Annotated in this window: 16 protein-coding genes and 1 pseudogene; 10 read left to right on the forward strand and 7 right to left on the reverse strand. The window is 43.1% G+C overall.

Annotation, left to right across the window (positions count from 1 at the left end; all coding sequences use genetic code 11):
* The first annotated feature begins 440 nt into the window (after positions 1–440).
* The 6 genes from AC5590_RS07725 (at position 441) to AC5590_RS07750 (ending at position 9,896) form a co-directional block, all read left to right on the forward strand.
* Positions 441–3,209 (forward strand): TonB-dependent siderophore receptor, encoded by a 2,769-nt coding sequence (locus tag AC5590_RS07725; RefSeq protein ID WP_248277149.1) that lies wholly within the window; start codon positions 441–443, stop codon positions 3,207–3,209.
* 89 nt (positions 3,210–3,298) lie between these two features.
* A complete protein-coding gene (locus AC5590_RS07730) occupies positions 3,299–4,444 on the forward strand; it encodes a PepSY-associated TM helix domain-containing protein (RefSeq protein WP_318284223.1) in 1,146 nt (381 codons plus the stop codon).
* A gap of 204 nt (positions 4,445–4,648) precedes the next feature.
* Positions 4,649–5,947 carry an MFS transporter gene (locus AC5590_RS07735; protein WP_169263551.1) on the forward strand — a complete coding sequence of 433 codons (1,299 nt, stop codon included), beginning with the start codon at positions 4,649–4,651 and terminating at the stop codon, positions 5,945–5,947.
* Positions 5,948–5,998: 51 nt separating this feature from the next.
* Positions 5,999–7,006 carry a ferredoxin family protein gene (locus AC5590_RS07740; RefSeq protein WP_169263552.1) on the forward strand — a complete coding sequence of 336 codons (1,008 nt, stop codon included), beginning with the start codon at positions 5,999–6,001 and terminating at the stop codon, positions 7,004–7,006.
* 57 nt (positions 7,007–7,063) lie between these two features.
* The gene (locus AC5590_RS07745; RefSeq protein ID WP_169263553.1) at positions 7,064–7,948 is read left to right on the forward strand and encodes a UTP--glucose-1-phosphate uridylyltransferase; all 885 of its coding nucleotides are present in this window, start codon (positions 7,064–7,066) and stop codon (positions 7,946–7,948) included.
* Between the two features lie 874 nt (positions 7,949–8,822).
* Positions 8,823–9,896 carry a glycosyltransferase family 4 protein gene (locus tag AC5590_RS07750; RefSeq protein WP_498822862.1) on the forward strand — a complete coding sequence of 358 codons (1,074 nt, stop codon included), beginning with the start codon at positions 8,823–8,825 and terminating at the stop codon, positions 9,894–9,896.
* 134 nt (positions 9,897–10,030) lie between these two features.
* Here AC5590_RS07750 and AC5590_RS07755 read toward each other — a convergent pair whose 3' ends face one another.
* Together AC5590_RS07755 and AC5590_RS07760 are read right to left on the reverse strand one after the other, a co-directional pair.
* Positions 10,031–11,098 (reverse strand): NADH:flavin oxidoreductase/NADH oxidase, encoded by a 1,068-nt coding sequence (locus tag AC5590_RS07755; RefSeq protein ID WP_169263555.1) that lies wholly within the window; start codon positions 11,096–11,098, stop codon positions 10,031–10,033.
* 162 nt (positions 11,099–11,260) lie between these two features.
* Positions 11,261–11,425, reverse strand: coding sequence for a hypothetical protein (locus AC5590_RS07760; RefSeq protein WP_169263525.1), 165 nt, complete (start codon positions 11,423–11,425; stop codon positions 11,261–11,263).
* A gap of 175 nt (positions 11,426–11,600) precedes the next feature.
* On the opposite strand from AC5590_RS07760, the gene AC5590_RS07765 reads away from it, so the two are divergent.
* Complete coding sequence (locus AC5590_RS07765; RefSeq protein WP_169263556.1) at positions 11,601–12,383, forward strand: sulfite exporter TauE/SafE family protein; 783 nt, start codon at positions 11,601–11,603, stop codon at positions 12,381–12,383.
* Positions 12,384–12,635: 252 nt separating this feature from the next.
* On the opposite strand, the gene AC5590_RS07770 is transcribed toward AC5590_RS07765, so the two are convergent.
* Positions 12,636–13,586 carry a D-2-hydroxyacid dehydrogenase gene (locus AC5590_RS07770; protein WP_169263557.1) on the reverse strand — a complete coding sequence of 317 codons (951 nt, stop codon included), beginning with the start codon at positions 13,584–13,586 and terminating at the stop codon, positions 12,636–12,638.
* A 123-nt stretch (positions 13,587–13,709) separates the two neighbouring features.
* Positions 13,710–14,750, reverse strand: a complete 1,041-nt coding sequence (locus AC5590_RS07775; protein ID WP_169263558.1) for an NADP(H)-dependent aldo-keto reductase — start codon at positions 14,748–14,750, stop codon at positions 13,710–13,712.
* Between the two features lie 261 nt (positions 14,751–15,011).
* Here AC5590_RS07775 and AC5590_RS07780 point away from each other — a divergent pair.
* Positions 15,012–15,332, forward strand: a pseudogene (locus tag AC5590_RS07780) (ABC transporter permease subunit); the annotation flags it as partial.
* Between the two features lie 78 nt (positions 15,333–15,410).
* Positions 15,411–15,842 (forward strand): VOC family protein, encoded by a 432-nt coding sequence (locus AC5590_RS07785; RefSeq protein ID WP_169263559.1) that lies wholly within the window; start codon positions 15,411–15,413, stop codon positions 15,840–15,842.
* A 59-nt stretch (positions 15,843–15,901) separates the two neighbouring features.
* Here AC5590_RS07785 and AC5590_RS07790 read toward each other — a convergent pair whose 3' ends face one another.
* On the reverse strand, positions 15,902–18,016 hold the full coding sequence (locus AC5590_RS07790; RefSeq protein WP_169263560.1) for an FAD/NAD(P)-binding protein: 2,115 nt from the start codon (positions 18,014–18,016) through the stop codon (positions 15,902–15,904).
* A 949-nt stretch (positions 18,017–18,965) separates the two neighbouring features.
* Between AC5590_RS07790 and ssuD the strand changes: the two genes are divergently transcribed.
* Positions 18,966–20,126: an FMNH2-dependent alkanesulfonate monooxygenase gene (gene ssuD / locus AC5590_RS07795; RefSeq protein WP_169263561.1), complete on the forward strand. Its 1,161-nt coding sequence runs from the start codon at positions 18,966–18,968 to the stop codon at positions 20,124–20,126.
* Positions 20,127–20,314: 188 nt separating this feature from the next.
* On the opposite strand, the gene AC5590_RS07800 is transcribed toward ssuD, so the two are convergent.
* Positions 20,315–20,707 (reverse strand): nuclear transport factor 2 family protein, encoded by a 393-nt coding sequence (locus AC5590_RS07800; RefSeq protein ID WP_169263562.1) that lies wholly within the window; start codon positions 20,705–20,707, stop codon positions 20,315–20,317.
* A 280-nt stretch (positions 20,708–20,987) separates the two neighbouring features.
* Positions 20,988–21,620: an ATP-dependent Clp endopeptidase proteolytic subunit ClpP gene (gene clpP / locus AC5590_RS07805; protein WP_169263563.1), complete on the reverse strand. Its 633-nt coding sequence runs from the start codon at positions 21,618–21,620 to the stop codon at positions 20,988–20,990.
* Positions 21,621–21,705 lie beyond the last annotated feature (85 nt).

Below are 21,705 nucleotides of genomic sequence, written 5' to 3' on the forward strand. Positions count from 1 at the left end.
TGTCCTAATCTACGTGGCGACTGCTATACAAAGAATTCTCGCTATGTAGAAATGAACATGCAGCTTGAGGATTTTCTGAATATCGACTTGAGGCAGTCTTACACATAAAAAAATCGAGTAGGCTCTTGCCAACTCTAGTAGTCCTGCTGGTTGACGGAATCACAAACAAGCTTGGCCGATTTTTTAGGGACGGCACGTTTTGGGCGCAAGCGGAAAAACTAAATCGCTATCTCTGACTTCGCGTGAGATAATGAAATTTTATTAAGAAATTAGTGTTAATGAGTAGCAACAGTCTACTTCACATTTACATATTATATGTAAATTTTTATTTGTTGTCGTTTGATGAGGCTTGCTTTGTGGATGCAAATGAATTTCAATAAATTCTGAAGCTAGCATCGTTAACTTGAGATTTCGTGGCGTGATGGAGTCAGAGAAAAAGTATGAAATTTAAGCAACTTGTTCCCAGTCTGTTGCTGAGTAGCGCCATCGTAGCGTTGGTTAGCGCTCCTACAAGAAGCCAGGAAATATCATCAATTGCAGTTGACAAGAGCACAGCATCTGGTGAAAAAAGCGATGCTTCTTCAGGAACCGCTCTTGGCGATGCAAAGAATCAACAATCACGTCTAGCAACCAATTCCGGGTTGGTTAAACCGATAACAGACATTCGGCGAGTCAGTGAGATAGAACGTCCAGCTAAAAGTGCCAAAATGCTGGTGCAATCGCCAACCCCACAAGCAACACCTACTTCACCAGTCGTGCAAGTCACCTTCGTGAAGGCAAATCCCACCTCCAAAGGTTTGGAACTGGTTTTACAAACTTCCAAAGCTGCTACGTTGCAACTACAGAACCGCACTCAAGTTAATAGTAATAGCTTCATCGTTGACATTCCCAATGCTCAACTGCGTGCACCAGGTGACAGACCCTTCACATTCCGCTCACAAAAACCAATTGCGGGTGTAACTGAGATTACAGTGACTAACTTTGATGCCAATACTATCCGAGTGACGGTGATAGGTGAAGCGAGTCCACCAGTGGTGGAGTTGTTTGATAGTCCAAAAGAAGGTCTGATCTTCAGCGTGTCAACTGCTGCTTCCATTGCACAACAACAAGGGCAAACGCAACCAACTGGGCCACAAACTGGGCCACAAACTCAACCAGAGAATCAAACCCAACCAAGTCAACCATCAGCTTCTGGTGACGAACCGATTGAACTAGTGGTGACAGGACAGCAAGATAGTTATCGTGTTTCCGATACCACAACTGCCACTCGAACCGACACAAATCCACGCGATATTCCTCAGTCAATTCAAGCCATTCCGCAAACAATCATCAAAGATCAGCAAATCACCCGGATTGGCGATGCAACACGCAATGTTAGTGGCGTGACTCAACAAGGGGGCTATGCTGGGGGTTCGGATAATTTCAATATTCGGGGATTTACAACCTATGACAACTTGAGAAACGGTTTTGCTGTTCAAAGTGACCTTGTGAATCCGACTAACATTGAGCGGATCGAAGTTCTCAAGGGTCCAGCTTCGGTGCTATATGGACAGTTTGAGCCGGGAGGTGTGGTGAATTACATTACCAAGCAACCACTCAGCGAGCCTTATTACTCCGCTGAATTTACAGCCGGAAGTTTTAGCACTTATCGTCCCTCCATTGATATTTCTGGACCGCTGAACTCAGACAAAACGTTACTGTACCGCCTGAATACTGCATACGAAAACTTTGGTAGTTTTATCGATTTTAATCATCAGGAAACATTCGCGATCGCACCAGCTTTCACCTACAAAATTGGTGATGCAACAACATTGACGCTAGAGTATGAATTCCTCAAAGTTGATCGCACCTTTTATCGTGGTCTTACTGCCGATCCAATCGTTTTTAAAGCTCCTGTTAATCGTTTCTTAGGAGAGCCAGATGATCGTTACTCCAAAGAGACAAACTCTGTATTTCTTAACGTCAATCACCGCTTTAGTAAAAATATTCAGTTCCGCAGTGGCTTTTCTCTTACGGTTAGTAATTCTGAGGAATCAGCGTTTCAACCGGATAGCATTGTAGATGGTCGTACTGTGCAGCGAAGGTTTGGTGCTGGTCCGGAGTATTACCAAAACTATTCTCTGCAAAATGATCTCATCACTAATTTCAATACTGGTTCCATCCAACATCAACTTCTTGTAGGGTTGGAGTGGAATAAATATATCCGTGGCTATGATTATCTGCGAAGTACTGCTTCACTGACTCCCAGTATTGATTTATTTAATCCTGTGTATGGCGCTTCCCGCCCACCAGAGTTTGATGAAGCAGCAGAACGGGATCGTTATGACCGCAATACGATCGCCATTTATCTGCAAGATCAAGTTACATTGCTGCCAAATCTGAAGCTATTGGTAGGCGGCAGGTATGACTTTATTCACCGCAAAAATCGCGTGCAACAGCTGGATTCTTTAGGTAGAGACCCGATTGATGATGCTACAGTTGATCGGTTGTATGATGAGGCTTTTTCACCTCGCGTCGGCATTGTTTATCAACCGATTGAGCCGATTTCTATTTACGCCAGCTACACCCGCTCGTTTAACCCCAGTTCCTCGCGGACGGTAGATAGAACTCAACTGCCACCAGAACGCGGTACTCAGTATGAAGTGGGAGTCAAAGCGGAACTGATAAAAGACAGGTTATCTGCCACCTTTGCCGCCTATGATATCACCAAGGAAAATGTCGTTACAACCGATCCCACTCCAGGTAACTCTGACTTTTCTATTGCGGCTGGAGAAGTGAAAAGTCGCGGTTTGGAATTTGACATTTCTGGGCAGATTCTACCAGGCTGGAATGTGATTGCTTCTGCTTTTATCAACGATGCTTTTGTGAGTAAAGATAACAACTTACCAGTGGGCGACTCCCTGGTAAATGCTCCCGGTAGTGGGGCTAGTCTGTGGACAACTTATGAAATTCAAGACGGTAATTGGAAAGGATTGGGATTTGGTGGAGGATTATTTTATACAGGCGATCGCGAAGCTGAACTCCCCAATACGTTTAAAATCCCCTCCTATGTGCGGGCTGATGCCACCATTTTCTACAAACGCGATAACTGGAGGGTTGCGCTGAACTTTAAGAATCTTTTTGATACTCGCTATTACGATTCTCAAGGCTACTATCTGCTTCCTGGTGCGCCTTTGACTGTGCTGGGAACAATTTCTGTGCAGTTTTGATTATTGTAAAGGGGAGGGAGGATAATTCTTCCCTCAATGCATCGAGAAGATTAAAGGGGGTAAAAAAATCCAGCTAAGGAGTGGCGAGCATGAACATGAACCGGAAAAAACTACGCGATATCGTTTTTTCCCTGCACCAATATATCGGTTTTTTTGTTGGGCTGTTGCTAATTCTCATTGGCTTGACAGGTAGCCTGTTAGTATTCGAGCAAGATTTTGACCACTTTATGATCGCCCAACAGTATGGACATATTACTCCCCAACAGGTGCAGGTAGTATCCCCAGAGGATGTGGTGAATACAATACAGGCGAAATATGCCGCGCGAAGTGATCTGCATCTTTTTCGTATTTATTTGCCAGATACTCCTTCTTCTCCCTACCTTGGGCAGTTGTCAACTACTGACGATCACCGGACAGAGGTTTTTCTCAATCCTTATACAGGGAAAATAATAGGTGAGCGGATATCGGATCACACCCTAATCGGTATGATGCTTAGTCTGCACTACAGCCTGATGGCAGGTGAAACCGGAACTATAATTGTTGGAATTGCTGCCTTTTTAATGTGTATGCTGAGCATCACAGGTTTAATTCTTTGGCCCGGTTGGCGTAAGCTAATTGCAGGCTTCAAAATTAAGCTTAATGCTCATCCCCAAAGGGCAAACTTTGACATTCACAAAGTGGTTGGGATGATCACTGTGGTGTTTATATTCCTAACTGCCTTTACGGGCTTTTGTTGGAACTTTAGCTTCACTTCGCCGATTATCTACGCCGTGACATTCACTCCAGAACCATCCGAACCAGTATCCAAACCAATTCCTGGTAAATCGACCTTAGGACTAACAGAACAACTAAAAATTGCTAATGCTGCCTTACCGAGTGCTGTGACCAAAAGCATTTACTTGCCTGGAAAACCAGAAGATGCTCTACAAATTCGCATGAAGCTGCCGCAGGAAAGTTCAGATTATGGTGATAGTAATGTTTATCTTGACCAGTATACAGGTGAGGTTTTGCGGGTTGATAATGCTTTCAAATTGCCGTTAGGCTCGCGCGTCCTCAACTCCTTTATTCCCCTACACTATGGTACATTTGGTGGCTTACCTACTCGCATTCTCTACGTGTTTGTCGGACTTGCACCGTTAGTTCTATTTATTACTGGCTTTATGATGTCGTGGTATCGACATTGGGCTAAACCTAAAAGAGGCGATAGTGCAAAGGAACTATCACACAAACAATGAAAAAGAATTAATAACTGATACCAATTTGAAAAAAGAATGCGACAGATACACACTCCCAAACCTAAGTTTCGTCTCGGCTTTCTTCATTTTGCAAAAAGCGATAATATCCAGGTTTCCCGGCGCAAAACTTTTCAAGACGAATTTTGAATGAGCGAATTTTGAATTGGTATGACCACTGCAAATCTATAATCCAAAACTATATAAGTGCGTACTTTCATTATTATCTGGCTCGGTCAGGCTGTTTCCATAATTGGTAGTAGTATGACCGCATTTGCCTTCACTCTCTGGGTGTGGGAACTCACAGGTCAAGCTACAGCACTAGCATTGTTTGGTTTATTTACGCAAGTGCCGCAAGTCTTAATTACTCCCATAGCTGGGGTGATTGTGGATCGCTGGAACCGTAAATACTTAATGATCCTTGGCGACACGGTCAGCGGGTTGTTGACCATCACTGTCTTACTACTTTACTCAAGTCATAATTTACAATTATGGCATTTATACTTGGCTGTAGCAGTTCAGGGCACATTTGTGCAAATTCAAGAACTAGCATACTTGGCATCAGTATCAATGATCGTGCCCAAACAGCAGTATAGTCGCGCTAGCAGCATTGCCTTCCTGGCAAATTCCAGCTCTGATATCATTGCACCAGCATTGGCAGGTGTTCTCTACGTAGTCATTGGTCTTGCTGGTATTTTAATTATCGATATCACGACTTTTGTGATTGCTGTCAGCACACTGGTACTAGTACGTATCCCACAACCTACTATTGCACAAGCAGAAACGCAAAGTCACACAAACCTGAAGCAGGAGCTTTACTTTGGCTGGCACTATATTACTGCACGCCCCAGTCTGCTTGCCATGCTAGCATTGATGTCGCTGTTTTGGTTTACCTATAATCTTGGCAATTCACTTTCCTCTCCCCTGATTTTGGCACGTAGTGGTAATGATGCCAAAGTATTAGGTATTGTAGCTTCAGCAGCAGGGTTGGGCGGCATTATTGGGGCCTTGCTCGTCAGCACTTGGGGTGGTTTCAAGCGTCGAATACATGGAGTGTTGCTGGGTATGGTGGGTGCTGGCTTAAGCCAAACAGTGTTTGGTCTGGGGAGAGTACCGTTGATTTGGTTTCCTGCGAAATTCTGTTCATCTCTCAATTTTCCAATACTTGGCAGTGCCGATGAGGCTATATGGCTCAGGAAGGTAAGACCTAACGTGCAGGGGCGTGTTTTATCTACCCACTCCCTAGTTGAGCGGGTTGCTTCAACAGTAGCATACTTGATAGCTGGACCACTAGCTGACTACGTTTTTGAACCAGCAATGATGTCAGGGGGAAGTCTGGCACCCATCTTGGGTTGGATATTTGGCACGGGAAAAGGCGCGGGCATGGCAGTGTTGTATGTTCTCTCTTCACTCGGTTTGTTACTTGTTGGTTTAAGTGGATACGCCTTCCGCACACTGCGTGATGTGGAAATCATCCTGCCAGACCATGATACCAGTGCAGAGTAGTTGGTGGCGGCGTGTCAAACGAGCTTAGAATTCTTTGATTCGGAAGTGAACATGATTACCCAAGATTCTTTAAGTAATTGCCGTTTCTGCTGTATTGTTTCTAAAGCTAATGGCGAAGATCCGATTGGCTCGGCACCCACTTACGAACACTGTCTGGCGATGGAGATGGGACTCCCTTGGACTGAAAAACGTTGGCAGGAAAATCCTGTGCTCGCCAGAGCGATCGCTTTCATCGAAAAACTGATTTCTGAGCATGGGATCAAGATTCGAGGTCAGTTGCTCGTTCCAGATAAAGAATACTCCTGTCCTGGTTACACTCGCCTACTATATTACCGCCGAGCTGCAAAGCTTTTTGCAAGGTTTGAAAAGTATGAGTTTCTCATCCCTGATTCTGAAGTTGGCTCTTTCGTGATGGCGTTATTGGAAACATTACTTCAGTCGCCAACTGTGCTGCCTGATTGGGAGCAGTATCAGCAACAATCCAGTCACATTCGTGAGTTAATGGTCTGTACTGATGGCAATGTTGATGTTGCCTGTGCCAGGTTTGGTTATCCCATCTATAGCAAGTTACGCTCTGAATTTGCTACTGCTTCTAGTGGAAAACTGCGTGTGTGGCGATGCAGCCATTTCGGAGGACACCAGTTCGCACCTACCCTCATTGACTTGCCTTATGGACAGTACTGGGGTCATTTGCAGCCAGAAATATTGGAACTCTTGGTTTGGCGGAATGGTTCTGTCACAGGGTTATACCCGTTTTACCGAGGTTGGGCTGGTTTATCAAAGTTTGAGCAAATTGTGGAACGTGAGATTTGGATGCAAGAGGGTTGGAACTGGCTCAATTATCACAAAGCTGGTCAAGTTATGGCAATGGATGAACCAGATGAAGAGTGGGCCCAAGTACGCATTAATTTCTCGGCAGAAGATGGAAGTATTAAGGGTGCTTATGAAGCTAGAGTCGAGGTAAACGGTTCTGTCATGACAGCTTGGGATTCAGGGGATAAGCAACCGTTAGAAGAAGTGAAGCAGTATCGCGTCAGTCGTTTGGTCAAAGTGAATTAGCTCTGCGCCAAATTGAATATAATTTTCCACAGATGCAATCTTTAAAACTGACGATTTATGCAACAAAATAAAGTAAGAAAAGCCGTGATTCCAGCAGCTGGTTTCGGGACTCGGTTGTTTCCAGCAACTAAAGTCGTAAAAAAAGAACTTTTCCCCATTATCGATAAAGATGGCAGGGCAAAACCTGTGATTCTGGCAATTGTTGAAGAAGCTATGAGCGCAGGAATCGAAGAAGTTGGGATTGTGGTGCAACCACCAGACAAAGAAGTTTTTGCAGAGTTTTTTAAAAGTCCACCTAAAAAAGAACTTTTCGACAAACTTTCACCCCAAAATCAAGAATACAGCAAATATCTTCAAGAATTAGGCAGCAGAATCACACTTTTGACGCAGGAAGAACAAGAAGGTTACGGTCATGCTGTTTTTTGTGCTAAAAAGTGGGTGAAAGATGAGCCATTTTTGTTGATGTTAGGTGATCATGTTTACTCATCAGATGCAGAAAAATCCTGTACCAGTCAAGTTCTAGATGTTTACAGACAAGTCAATCAAAGCGTTGTCGGCTTGACAATCATGTCAGGAGAAATTATCCATAAAGCTGGCTGTGTGACAGGAACTTGGCACTTGTTTAACTTCCTTCTTTCACTCACGCAAGTTTATGAAAAACCTTCTATTGATTATGCCCGTCAACATTTGCGTGTAGAAGGAATGGCAGATGATGAGTTTCTCTGTATCTTTGGGTTGTATGTACTGACACCGAAAATATTTGACTTTTTGGAAGAACATATTCATCAAAATTTTCGAGAACGAGGAGAATTTCAGTTAACGTCTTGTCTGGATAGAGTGCGTCAACAAGAGGGAATGACAGGATATGTTGTCAAAGGAAAGTGCTTTGACACGGGATTACCAGATGCGTATCGCCAGACAATAATTGATTTTAGAATTTAGATATTTGGCGATTCGCCTACTTTAGGCGAAACACCAGTGATATCAAGTTCGCCTAATTAGTTACGATAAAACGACCTCACCCCCAGCCCCTCTGGGCGAGTTCACCAGAGGGGTGCCGGATAGCGTAGCGTGCCGTTAGGCATAGGGCGGGGTGAGGTTCTTCGTTTTTTATAAGTGTTGATCAGAACATGATATCACGGCCAGAAAAAACCTTCTGGATAAGGATTGTAGCAGATTTTGCTTTTAATAACAGCTTCCGTCTCATCACCCTTGGAAATATCCTATTCAAAGTTAGTCAACCTTATTTAGAAGGGAATGGTTATATCCGGGCGGCACGTTTGGGGGGGAAGCTTCCCCCGGAAAGCTGCCTTCTGTGATACCCTCTCACAAAAATCCTGATATATTTGACTCCCCCGACTTCCCCACTTACCCGCGTTTGTTCTAACTTTAAAGTGAAACGGTATGAGGTGGCAAAATACTCAAAGCTATCTAAGAATTTACTTCAAAAACGAGTATCTAGGTTGGGCATTTTGCAAAGCGAGTTCCAAAGGAAACCGCTAGCCCCTCTTAGGGGCTAGCGCAAACGCTAACAATAACTTTGAATAATCTTTATAAAATCCCAAAAAATCTGATAGACAAACGGAGCTAGTTGTTTATATGATACGTAATGTTACTGGTAAAATGAACTTAACTGCTACTGATGATTGGCTAAAAAAGCCTTGTTGAAGATCTATCCTAGCTTAATCTTTTTCTTTCATGAAAAGCAATATTTTTTGTAATATTTATGACTAAATATCACATTGTACTTCATAGATCTATTGACCTTGAGAAGATTACTACCGAAGCTGAGAGCAATAAATGTCCTAGGCATGTAATGTGGATCTTAAAGCAAAGACTCAATGCCAGCATTCATACACCATCCGGATATCAAGTCTCTTTTGTAGACAAACTTCTTTCCAAAATAGCAGGTTCACCAGAGTATTGGGCAATGGCACGTGCTTTATCATCTCGACTGGAATCGGATGACATAGTATTCTGCAACAGTGAGGCTGGAGGTATTCAGGTTGCAACACTTTGTGGATTTAAGCGCAACCGCCCCAAAATTGCAGTGTTTTTTCACAATATTGATCGACCTCGTGGACGCTTAGCATTAAAGTTATTTAACTTGGCCAGTAAGATCGATTTGTTTTTAGCTTGTAGCAAGCACCAAGTTACTTTTTTACGCGATTATCTAAACCTACCCGCATCTCGTGTTCATTTTGTTTGGGATCAAACCGATCTCAAATTTTTTGCACCTAAGCCTGCTTCAGCGAAGAAGTCGCGTCCAATGATCGCTAGTGTTGGTTTAGAACAACGTGATTACAGAACTCTGGCAGCAGCAACAGCAAATCTAGATATTGATGTGAAAATCAGCGGTTTCTCCAACGATGCACTTTTATTAAAACGAGCTTTTCCGGAAAAATTACCACGAAATATGTCACGCCGATTTTATGAATGGCCGGAGTTAGTCCAGCTATATCGGGATGCAGATATTATTGTGGTTAGCATCTTTGAAAATAGTTATGCTGCAGGAATACAGGCATTGATGGAAGCAATGGCGTGTAGGCGTCCTGTGATAGTCACTCACACTCTTGGACTCGATCAATATATAGCAGAAACTAATGCGGTAATGATGGTTAAGCCAGAAGATGTTGAAGGCTTAAAACAAGCTATTATCTATTTGTTGAATAACCCTCAAGAAGCTGATGCTTTAGCTGAACGTGGTTATCAATTAGCTCTAAGTCGGCATAATAGTGACCACTACGTAAATTACATCACAAAAGAGCTTAAACAGTTTGAAGTTGAAAAACAAGTCAGAACTCAGGAGTCAGAAGCGATTAGTGGGGAGATTGTGACTGTACCACTAATCGAAGACCACGCTCATCAAGGATTCAGTACAGGACTCTGACGCCTCTACTGATTCGCTCTATGGCTGACGCCATAGAGCGCTATATGTGTTTTTGAAACACAGAGTTTTTCTGGGTAAAATATCGAATCACTACGACGCATCGACGCAAGCCCAAATCATATGATACGACACGATTAAAGCCAAGCCCGCTCGTACTGAACAGGTGAAAATTTTTCCTGTCGCAGTTTTTTGGCAGCAGATAATGCCCAGTAAGGATTGCGTAGCATCTCTCGTCCTATTAAAACAATATCTGCCTGACCTGTACGAATAATCTGATCCGCCTGTTCTGGAGATGTAATTAAACCGACAGCACCTGTGAGGATGTTTGCCTCGTGGCGGATTCTCGTAGCAAACTCAGTTTGATAACCAGGGCCAAAGGGAATTTTGGCGTTGGGTACAGAACCACCGCTAGAAGTATCAATTAAATCCACACCTAATGAATTCAGTTTCTCTGCTAAGGCGATACTCTGCTCTATATCCCAGCCATTTTCTACCCAATCTGTTGCAGAAATTCTTACCCACAAGGTATAATCTGATGGTAAGATTTCTCGCACCGCTTGAACGACTTCTCTTAGCAAACGAGTGCGATTTTCAAAACTACCGCCATATTCATCGTTGCGTTTGTTACTTAGAGGCGAGAGAAATTGGTGTAAGAGATAACCATGAGCCGCATGGATTTCAATGACTTTAAATCCAGCTTCTTGTGAACGTTGAGCCGCTTGTACGAAGTCATTTATAATCTGTTGGATGCCTTCTATGTTTAATGCTTCCGGAATAGGGTGGTTTTCGCTAAAAGGAATAGCACTACTAGAAAGTACAGGATGCCAACCACCATTGGATGTGTTTAAAACTTCTCCTCCTTCCCAAGGTGGTGCAGTACTGGCTTTCCTACCAGCATGAGCAAGTTGAATACCTGCAATCGCCCCAAAGTTATGAATTGCCCTAACAATTTTTGCCAATGGCTCAATATGCTCATCCAACCAGATACCCAAATCTTGGGGACTGATTCGTCCTCTTGGTTCGATGGCTGCTGCTTCAGTGAAAACTAAACCTGCACCACCAACAGCACGACTTGCCAGATGAATCAGATGCCAATCATTAGCATAACCATCTGTACTGGAATATTGACACATTGGCGAAACTGCGATGCGGTTGCGAAAAGTCACTGCGCCAATTGTTAGGGGTGTAAATAAATCTGTCATGGTAAGGGTGAAATCTCACTAAATTGAGTCTTGTGTGCGAAAACAGATTGCTCCTGAAAATTCATGTTGTCTTATCAAAAGTTTAAGTGTCATCTAACTGCAGGACTGTTGCCCTGGATTCTCCCATAGAATCGCTTGCTTGGAAGTCAACAATTAGGGAGTTCAGTGAGGGTTAGGGCAGGATTGTGTGTGGTGCGATAAGCTGTGCTTAAAGCATAAAGGCTTATCGCGTATTTCTTTAGCAGTGACAACAAACTCTCGTAAGTCAACACTATCCACAAACCATTGGTCTGCTTCTAAGGGTTCAAGAATGGTAGCGTGAAACATAGGATTTTAGATCGTTGATTGTAGATTTGGGCTTTAGACAGACGCGGGACACTCTGTTTGGTGTTCTAGCCGCACTTGTGCCAGCAAACAACGGTAATTCGATTAAGTTTATGACTATTAATCGTTTAATAGTAACAATTCAGGGGATAATTGCTTGTGACGAGTGATACTTTTTATGACTGTTATCCAAATATTTATTCTGATTGGAGTTTTCTTGATAGCAAGCATTATCAGCGTCATTACTGGTAGTACTTCCCTGATTACCGTACCTATAATGTTTCAGGTTGGTATTGATCCGCGCACTGCTCTTGCTACTAATATGCTGGCATTAACCTTGATGAGCGTTGGTGGCACATTGCCTTTTCTTGGGAAAGGAGTGATTGATCGTCGTCGCTTACCACTACTAATATCACTAACGCTTTTCGGTTCAATTTTGGGAGCATTACTTGTTTTTATTGTTCCGTCAAAATCAATACCGTTTATTATCTCTATCTCAATGATTGCAGTTGCCGTGTTTTCAATATTTAACCGAGATGCGGGAATAGTGCCAATAGAGGGAGTGCCTTCACGAGTAGCAGAAATAACGGGATATGCGGCTACCTTCATATTTGGTATCTATGGTGGCTTTTTCAGTGGCGGCTATGTAACACTGCTGACAGCAGCCTACATAATGCTATTTCGCATGACATTTGTCCAGGCAATAGCTACCACTAAACTCATCAATATATTTTCCTCACTTGTTGCTACCATAATTTTCATGATGCAGGGAATTGTGGATTACAAACTAGGCTTTATTCTTGGTATCGCTATGTTCTTTGGTGGAATTATTGGAGCGCGTATTACACTCAGATTAAGTAACGCCTGGTTGAAACGTATCTATCTGACAGCAATAACTATTCTTGCCTTCGTAACATTCTATAAACAAGAGCAAAAAGCGCCTCAAACAAACGTCGGCTAGAAGATTCCCGACTTTTATAAGAAGTCGGGAAACCGCATCCTAACCATCCTGCTGTCATACTGGTAGCATTCGCATTGATGGATGGTAAGCCAACAGCGATCGCTCGACTATAACCTCCTGTTCCAGCACCAATATCAGCAATAATACTTTTCTTTGGTAGGTTGAGTAAATTAATTAGAGAATTTATAATTCTCTAATCAGGAAGACGCGAATTAGAATAGACTTTGCCAATGGAATTGTAGATAGTCATTATTAGTAACCAGCATTTTTATCTACGACATTTCGTAGGGGCTTTCCGTGGCGATAGCGTGTTAAATTATCGAGGAAAAGTGCAAGCGAACGCTCTTTAACTTTGGGTGAATGACTGGAACAGTGGGGTGTAATAAAAACATTCGGTAACGTCCAAAATGGACTTTCTGGCGGCAGTGGTTCCGTAAACACCGCATCTAAAGCTGCACCTGCAATCCAATTTTCCTGCAACGCTTTTAACAGTGCAGGTTCATCCACAATTTTGCCACGAGCAATATTTATCAAATAAGCATCGGGACGCATTGATCGCAGTACTTCTGCATTAATCATGCTCTCGGTTTCCTTTGTCAGAGGTGTAGCAATAACTACGTATTCTGCTTCGTTTAGGAGTGCTTTCCACTCATTTGTACCCACTACTTTGTCGAAATTTGGTAATGGTTGCGGGTGACGACGGCTTCCAAAAATCCGCATCCCAAAAGCTTTGGCACGGGCAGCAATTTCTTGCCCAATTCCCCCTGTACCAATAATTAATAATGTCTTATCTTGCAGTTCTTCAATTTGAAAATCCCTTTGCCATTGCTGTTGAGTTTGTAGCTTGTGTAATTTTAGCAATTGCTTGGCATAAGACAACATATAAGCAATGACAAATTCGGCAATGGGAACAGCATGAACTCCTGCACCGTTAGTCAGGATGATGTCACGTTCTAAATATTTTGGTGTCAGGATATTATTGACACCCGCATTCGGTGCATGATGCCAACGCAATTGAGGTGCAGATTCTAAAACTTTATGCAAAGTTGTGGGTTTAAGATAATAAAGCCAACTGAAGTAGACTTCGGCATCTGTAGCATCACCGTCCAGATTGCCATCAATATCTGCCCGGACAAATGTTGTATCGCTAGGTAGATGCGGCTCAAGTTTATCAGCAACTTCTATCGGTATAATTAGTTTCATGATAATTGTTAATAGCCCTACGCAAAACTATATTAGCAGTCTAATTCAGCCGAAAGTTCTGTATCAGTTGCCGCTGCAATCGCCTAAGCGCCCTACGCCCCGTGCTATTCTATACTAAATAAATTATGGGGCTGGATTGGGATAATGTGTATGAACTGCATCTAACTCTGCTAAAATGTCTTGGTTGAGAATTACATTCACACTGTTAATATTTTCTTGTAGTTGTTGTAAAGACGTCGCACCAATAATTGTGCTACTCACAAACCACCGACTCCGCACGAAAGCCAAAGCTAATTGTGTAGGCTGCAAATTATATTTTCTGGCAATTGATACATAAGCCACCACAGCGTCATTTACATTTTGTTTGAGATAGCGTTGTCCAAAACCTTGAAATAGAGACAGTCGTGTATTTTCTGGTTTTTTATCGTCTGTGTACTTCCCAGATAACAAACCAAATCCCAAAGGACTATAAGCTAGTAAGCCAACATTGGTATAACGATAAACTTCTGCTAAAGCTGAATCAAAGACACGATTAAGCAAGTTGTAAGCGTTTTGAATGGAGATCACTTTGGGTAATCCTAGCTGTTTGGCAACATGAACAAACTCACTAACACCCCAAGGTGTCTCATTACTCAAGCCCAGATAGCGAATTTTACCTGCTTTGATGACATCTGCAAATGCTTGTAATTGTTCAGCAATACTCACAGCTTCACGTTCAAAATCAGGTTTGTACTCTGTCTGTCCAAAGGTGGGAACATAGCGTTCTGGCCAGTGAATTTGGTACAAATCTATATAATCTGTTTGTAATCGTTTCAGACTATCATCGACCGCTTGCTTAATGTTGTTGTGGTTAATTTGAAGATTTCCTCCCCGCAGCCATTTAAAAGGACGACCGGGACCTGCAATTTTTGTGGCAATGATGAGTTGATTCCGCTGCTGTTTTTTCAACCATTCGCCAATGTAAGCTTCCGTTTTTCCTTGAGTTTCGCCACGAGGCGGTACTGGATACATCTCCGCAGTATCAATAAAATTTATCCCTTGAGCAATAGCATAATCTAACTGTTGATGCGCTTCGTCAATGGTATTCTGCTGTCCATAAGTCATGGTTCCCAGACAAATTTCAGAAACCTTGAGGTCACTCTCGCCAAGTTGGTTGTACTTCATATTCTTGAATTAATTATCTTGATTACTTTATCAGCAATTTCGTAAAAGTATAATTTGGTTAGAACAAGATCCTTGACTTTGTAACAGTTGTAGGGGATCTCCGTCTTTTATTACTAACAAAAAATTATGACCAATTTTACCGAGTTGCTTAATTATCGTTACGGCGATACGCCGCCCCAAGGGGGCGATAAGCCGGAGGCTTTACGCTCCGCGTATCGCACCGTCAATACAGATATGCCTGGAAATGACTGTATCAGTTGTGTAATTGAGATGGGAAAAGTCTATGGTTTAAGTACCTGGGGTTTATTTTGGCGAATGATTCTTCCTGGGGCATTGTCCTCTATTTTGGTGGGTGTCCGTTTTTCTTTAGGTATCATGTGGTTGACACTGATTGTTGCTGAGACAATAGCCGCTGATTCTGGTATTGGTTACATGGCAATGAACGCCAGAGAATTTATGCAAACAGATGTTGTTGTATTGAGCATTTTGCTATACGCTTTGTTCGGTAAATTAGCAGATGTTATCGCCAGAGCCTTGGAAAATTACTGGTTGCAATGGAATCCCAATTATTCTAGATCTTAGATATATCGATTTACAGTAATTTAAAGGTATGTGGTAGTTCATAAGCCCCAAGCCCTTTAATCAAAAAGAAATCTCGTGATGTTCCACCCAATCTTTCATCTTGCCTTTCCCGTCCGAAACCTCGAAGAATCTAAGAACTTTTATGTCAACACCTTCGGGGCCAAGATCGGTCGTGTCCGTGATAAGTGGATTGATGTATTTCTCTTTGAAGCTCAGATTACTTTGCACGAACAACCCTCTGAAGTGTTAGCGATGACAAAGCATGGCGTGCGTCACTTCGGCGCGGTTTTGGCGTGGAGTGATTGGGAGGCTCTTGCAAATCGTCTTGATAAAATGAGGGTTCAGTTCAAGGTAAAGCCAAATGTTTCTTTTGTGGGTACCGACGCAGAGCAAGCGAAGATGCTATTAAGTGATCCCAGTGGAAATGTGATCGAAGTAAAGGCATACAGAAATCTATCAGTCGCGTTGGAAATGGAAGATTTGCAAGAGTGTTCAGCAACCGAGGTTTAACCCAACCTAACGTGGGGCGCACAGGTAGTGGTAGTTTATATCGGGTAGTCCAATGCAACTCAAACTTTGCCACCATGTTGATTTGCAGGTACAGCTTCTGACATTTTTTTAGGATAGGGCAGGTTCAGGTTATTCATTAACATCATGAACTGGCTACGGCTGTGTCCAGCAAATCGGGGATTCCAGCGCTTTTCTTCACCAATCGTAGACACTGTTTGTCCCTGGTAGTCGTGAGCGGGATATACCAAGGTATCATCTGGTAAGGTGAATAGCTTCTGGGTAACAGCGTCATACAGCAATCCAGCATCACCGCTTTGGAAGTCGGTACGACCGCAGCCCCGGATGAATAGCGCATCTCCCGTTAACAAGTGAGTATTATTAACCAGGTAAGCCATATGACTGTCGGTGTGTCCAGGAGTCGCGATCGCCTGAATTTGTACATTGCCTATATGTAGCATCTTTCCATCGGCAATATAGCTGTCTGCACAAGTCGTCTGGGCATTCTCAGGCATGATACTTAGACAGCCTGTTATACCCTTAAGTTGTCTTGTCGCAGTGATGTGATCAGCATGGATGTGAGTTTCCAGACAGTAGCGCAGGGTTAAGCCCAATTCTCGTAATATTTGAATGTCACGTTCAACTTGCTCTGATACAGGATCTACGAGAATAGCTTCTTTAGTTTGTGGATCGGCAATCAAATATGTGTAGGTACTCGACTCTTTATCAAACAGTTGACGAAATAGCATGGCTGGTTTTGGAGCAAACCAATTTTCAACAACAGCATAAGGCATGGGATTGAGAGATTTCAGTAAATCCTGTGCCAAATTCGCGGCTTGAACACGAATTTCCGGCACAGCAGTAGTTTCCCAAAGATTTCCCTTGCGCGGTGTCCCTAGTGTATACAGTAGTTCAGAAGTATTCCCATCTGCATCCAACAGCGCACCGTTGACAGCAGTGTCAATTCCCATTGATAGAACATTAGGACGAATCAGGCGTTGTTCTTGAAGACTGGCGAGTAATGGATGCTGTAAAGAGCGGTAATTACAGTTTGAGCCTGTGCAGTTGATAATTCGGTTAACGTGTAAAACAATCTTTGCCTGTGTTTCTCGTTCGCTAATGCTCACAGTTAATTTATGATCAAACTGCTGACAAGTTTGAATCCGTCCTGCATAGTAGCTTAATTGACCAGATTCCTCCGCAGCATCCAGCACATCAGCAATTTCTGGGGCAATTAGGTGGCGGTGAACTTCCCAATAAGCCTTGAGGTGGCGTAGAAATCTTTTTTGTTCTTTTAAGGGGAGTGTTTGCCAAATTTCTTGAGTAACCGGACGAAGTGCATCGATGACTGCCCGCCAGTCAAGTCCATGATCATCCGCTGTTCGCACTTGCTGACGTACTAAATGCAGGAGTTCTCGTGCAGTTTTTGGTGCAGTCTCTAAATCAATAAATGTGGGATAAGGAATTGTTGATTTGTGACTACACGGCTTCAATCCATGACGAGAAACAGCATGGATTTTTCCATGAAATCCTTTGGCGTGCAAGGCAACAACAGCATCTACCATCGTCAGCCCGCTTCCAATCAATAGAATAGAATCTTCTGGGTTTAAATCGGCAATCGCCTGACTTGACCAAGCATCTCTAATATTATTATTGTGGTTTTCCACACACGCAACTGGTTTTGGTAGAGATGCAGGGAAATTACCCAACGCCAGCACAGCCTTTTGAACGTACAAAGACTCACCGCGACTCAGTTTGACGATGACATTATCGCTTTTATTTTCAATGGCGATTGCTTCATCGACAATTCGCTCTAACATTACATAAGCTGGAGCGCTTGCCTCTGCTTCGCTCAAAGTCGCCTGCACATAATCCCCATAAACCTTACGTGGAACGAAGGTGGACGCCTTTACCTCTTCATGTCCGTTTCTATGCAACCAGTTCAAAAAGTGATTTGGTTCATCAGGAAACGCGCTCATCTTACCTGCCGGAACGTTAAGCAAATGACATTCAACTGGCGTACCGTAAGCAACGCCTCTGCCCACTTCCTGATTGCGTTCAACTAACTTAATGAACAGTGGCATGGTTGCTTTTCGCATTATATTTGCTGCCACCAGAGAACCACTTAAGCCGCCACCAATGATAGCGATCGTAGAAGGAGAAATAGTTGAGTTCATAATACAGTTATTCATAGGATGTAAGACTTATTTATTGACAGAATTTCTGTTGCTGAGTGCAACCATTTCTGATTTATCCAAACTCAGTAAAGTTTAGAGATGTTTATTTTTCTTTAATAAGTGTCAGCAAAATCAACTTCTACAGTTTGGGCATATAAACATCAAACAAGCTAGTCACATATATGAACTATGCTGGTTGCTGTATATCTACAAATTTATAACAGATAAACAGTTTTGTGTATCTGTTTTGCAAAAAACATATGAAATTAATTTAAACTCCACTTCTACATGTGAAAAACAGGGAATTAAATTTGAGTTTTTGATTTCGCCACTTTAGACAATATGAGACCAAAAAGAACTGATACTATATAAGCCTTTTGGGCTTTTATATAGCTTAATTTCGACAAATCCGATGTAAATATCGTGGTTTTAAAATAATCCTTGATAAACTCCTCCAGAATAGAAAAAATACCTATCTAATTATCAAATTTTTCTGACATATAGCCAGCAATTTTATATGTAAAAATCAAAAACACTTTTGATAAACGTAGACACGAAATGGCTTGCCGCAGGCTATCACAGAGGCGCTCCAGAAGAGGACACTTCTGTGTAGGTATTCCCCCCCGTCCTTGGAATATGTCCGTCACAAAGGAGGAGGAAACACAGAGTTTCACCCTCTTATTATTTAGGACTGATATAGATAACTTATAAGAGTCTTTTGGTCGCTAATATACATCCGTCAAACTTTGTCTAAACCAGACTCAAGAATATTGCATGAACGGAATAAATACGATATGCAGATGAATCAAGTGTATTATTTGAGTGAAAAGTGTTGCTTTACTCCTTTAGCTGTGCAATAATTTGAGGATAACAGATAAACTACGGTATACAAATAAGCTTACCGTAAAAATAACACAATCCGATTTTGCAGCCAGATTAAATAGGGATTATGCAACTACTTTGGTTTATTCCCACACACGGAGAAGGACGCTATCTCGGCACTGCTATAGGCGGGCGGGCAGTAAATTTTGATTATTGGCGGCAAATTGCTCAAGCAGTAGATCACTTGGGCTTTACAGGTGCTTTATTACCTACAGGGCGTTCTTGTGAAGATGCTTGGGTTTTGGCATCAGCGCTGGTAACGCATACTACAAAAATGCGGTTTTTGGTGGCAATTCGTCCGGGGTTGATGTCACCAGGAGTAGCAGCGCGGATGGCTGCGACGTTTGATCGCATTTCTGGTGGGCGCTTGTTGATTAACGTGGTTACAGGGGGCGATCCTACAGAGTTGGCGGGAGATGGTTTGCACCTTTCCCATGACGATCGCTACAAACTAACAGACGAATTTTTAACAGTGTGGCGGCAGATAGCAGCAAGTGAAGTTGCAAATTTCCAAGGTGATTATCTCAACATCCAAGATGGCAAGTTACTTTTTCCATCTGTGCAGAAACCTTATCCTCCTCTGTGGTTTGGCGGTTCTTCACCCATTGCTCAAGATATTGCCGCCAAGCACGTAGATGTGTACTTGACTTGGGGTGAACCACCAGCACAGGTTGCTGAAAAAATTGCCGCAGTTCGTCGCCTGGCAGAAGCGCAAGGCAGAACACTTCGCTTTGGCATTCGCCTACACGTCATTGTGCGGGAAACCGAAACTCAAGCTTGGGATGCGGCAAATGATTTAATTCGCTATGTAGATGAAGAGGCAATCGCCAAAACTCAAAAAGCATACGCCCGCATGGATTCGGAAGGGCAACGCCGAATGCAAGAATTGCATCAAGGTAGTCGGGAAGCTTTGGAAATTAGCCCAAATTTGTGGGCAGGAATTGGTTTAGTGCGCGGTGGTGCTGGGACTGCTTTGGTAGGCGATCCTGATACCGTTGCCCAAAGAATATTGGAGTATGCAGATTTGGGGATTGAGACTTTCATCTTTTCTGGTTATCCCCATTTAGAGGAAGCATATCGCGTCGCCGAATTACTCTTTCCTCGTCTGCCTTTAGAAAATAGACCTGTTGTAGAACCACAGCTGATGAGTCCGTTTGGTGAGATAATTGCCAATCGAGAATTCCCGAAACAACAAGTCCAAGAAAAAACAGCAGCTACCGTAGATTAACTGAAAGATTATTAGCAGGAGACTTTGACAAAATTGCTCATATTTTAGCGATCGCCTACCTCTATTGGTGAGACGCTACTTTAAACGCGCAGCGTGTCGCTTTGCAACAAGCCCTTCGAGTCGCCGTGTTCATTGATTAGTCAACCATGAAGGCTGGCTGATTATTTTTGTCGTGATCTACTAGCAATTTAGAAGAAGCTCTTCTCCTGCACAGCGCTACTGTGTCCAGCGACAATTTGCCAAGTGCCGGAGGATCGACGACACCAGATGCGGGTGTATCGGAGGTCATCTGTGAACGGTGACTCACCAAAGATGCCGGTTAGCTGCACACGAACTGAGACGATCGCAAGCCCCTCAATAAACTTTATTTTTCTTTCTGATGGTTTGATCGTTTGGAACTTGAATACGCCAGCTCGATGAAACGCCAGATCGTCCTGCTTGCTGACGACCTGACCGAGGTGACTGGTGAAGATGACATCGGCTGAAATTAGTTCATCCAGTGCTTCGACATCTGAAGAGAGCATGGCTAATCGTAGTCGCTCTTCGACATCAATAATTTGCTGTTCAGAGACGGACGGCATTGGCTAAGTCCTTTTGAGTGTAATCTAATACAAACTAACAGATCATAGGCTGCATAAAATTAAGTTCAACCGCAGCCGCTACGCAACGTGGTTAACTACGGATAACCTTAATCACGGCTACAATGCTGACTGAATAAGAGCCATAGCATGTAAACCCGTAAACCATAAGTGAAAATAGGTCAGTTTGTTGGGCTTTAGTCGCATCAAATCAAGGGCTAAATCCGTCCAAAACTCCATCGCACACACCCATAACTGACCATACAAACCAACCCAAAAAGTACTATGTCGGCGATGCGATCGCTTGGGTTGGAAACCTCAGTTCGGGGTGAATGGGTAGAGTAGGGCGATCGATCACCTGATCAATCAAGCCATACGTTACTGCTTCCTGTGCGGACATAAAGAAATCCCGTTCAGTATCTTGTTCTATTCGCCCCAATGGTTGTCCCGTGTAGTTAGCCATACGCTGGTTAATCTGCCGCTTCAAGTACAGAATTTCCTTCGCTTGAATCTCAATATCTACTGCCTGTCCCTGCACTCCACCAGAGGGTTGATGAATCATAATCCGCGAACTGGGCAAACTGCTGCGTTTGCCTTTAGCACCTGCACCGAGTAGAAATGCGCCCATACTGGCTGCCATGCCATAGCAAATTGTGCAAACATCCGGACGAATGTGATTCATTGTGTCATAAATGCCCAGACCTGCCAGCACAGAACCACCTGGAGAATTGATATACAGGTAAATGTCCTTTTCTGGGTCTTCGGCTTCCAGAAACAGCATTTGCGCCACAATTCGGTTAGCCATTTCAGACTCAACCGTTTCTGCCAGAAAAATAATCCGCTCACGCAGCAGGCGAGAATAAATGTCGAAGGCTCTCTCGCCCCGACCCGATTGTTCAATGACGGTAGGAATCATGCGAGTTTCTCCAGATCAGAATCAAAGGTTGGGAATTGGGATTAGGGATTGGGAATCGGGAATGATTAAAACTCTAATGACCCAT

The sequence above is a fragment of the Brasilonema octagenarum UFV-OR1 genome, assembly GCF_963888615.1.
Classification (GTDB): domain Bacteria; phylum Cyanobacteriota; class Cyanobacteriia; order Cyanobacteriales; family Nostocaceae; genus Brasilonema; species Brasilonema sennae.

What these genes read in the sequence shown, in the direction of transcription:
- AC5590_RS07765 (WP_169263556.1), top strand. Translation starts at nt 11,601, where the DNA reads ATGACTGTTATCCAAATATTTATTCTGATTGGAGTTTTCTTGATAGCA.
- AC5590_RS07775 (WP_169263558.1), bottom strand. Translation starts at nt 14,750, where the DNA reads ATGAAGTACAACCAACTTGGCGAGAGTGACCTCAAGGTTTCTGAAATT.
- clpP (WP_169263563.1), bottom strand. Translation starts at nt 21,620, where the DNA reads ATGATTCCTACCGTCATTGAACAATCGGGTCGGGGCGAGAGAGCCTTC.
- AC5590_RS07730 (WP_318284223.1), top strand. Translation starts at nt 3,299, where the DNA reads ATGAACATGAACCGGAAAAAACTACGCGATATCGTTTTTTCCCTGCAC.
- AC5590_RS07750 (WP_498822862.1), top strand. Translation starts at nt 8,823, where the DNA reads ATGTGGATCTTAAAGCAAAGACTCAATGCCAGCATTCATACACCATCC.
- AC5590_RS07740 (WP_169263552.1), top strand. Translation starts at nt 5,999, where the DNA reads ATGATTACCCAAGATTCTTTAAGTAATTGCCGTTTCTGCTGTATTGTT.
- AC5590_RS07770 (WP_169263557.1), bottom strand. Translation starts at nt 13,586, where the DNA reads ATGAAACTAATTATACCGATAGAAGTTGCTGATAAACTTGAGCCGCAT.
- AC5590_RS07725 (WP_248277149.1), top strand. Translation starts at nt 441, where the DNA reads ATGAAATTTAAGCAACTTGTTCCCAGTCTGTTGCTGAGTAGCGCCATC.
- AC5590_RS07760 (WP_169263525.1), bottom strand. Translation starts at nt 11,425, where the DNA reads ATGTTTCACGCTACCATTCTTGAACCCTTAGAAGCAGACCAATGGTTT.
- AC5590_RS07755 (WP_169263555.1), bottom strand. Translation starts at nt 11,098, where the DNA reads ATGACAGATTTATTTACACCCCTAACAATTGGCGCAGTGACTTTTCGC.
- AC5590_RS07790 (WP_169263560.1), bottom strand. Translation starts at nt 18,016, where the DNA reads ATGAACTCAACTATTTCTCCTTCTACGATCGCTATCATTGGTGGCGGC.
- AC5590_RS07800 (WP_169263562.1), bottom strand. Translation starts at nt 20,707, where the DNA reads ATGCCGTCCGTCTCTGAACAGCAAATTATTGATGTCGAAGAGCGACTA.
- ssuD (WP_169263561.1), top strand. Translation starts at nt 18,966, where the DNA reads ATGCAACTACTTTGGTTTATTCCCACACACGGAGAAGGACGCTATCTC.
- AC5590_RS07785 (WP_169263559.1), top strand. Translation starts at nt 15,411, where the DNA reads ATGTTCCACCCAATCTTTCATCTTGCCTTTCCCGTCCGAAACCTCGAA.
- AC5590_RS07745 (WP_169263553.1), top strand. Translation starts at nt 7,064, where the DNA reads ATGCAACAAAATAAAGTAAGAAAAGCCGTGATTCCAGCAGCTGGTTTC.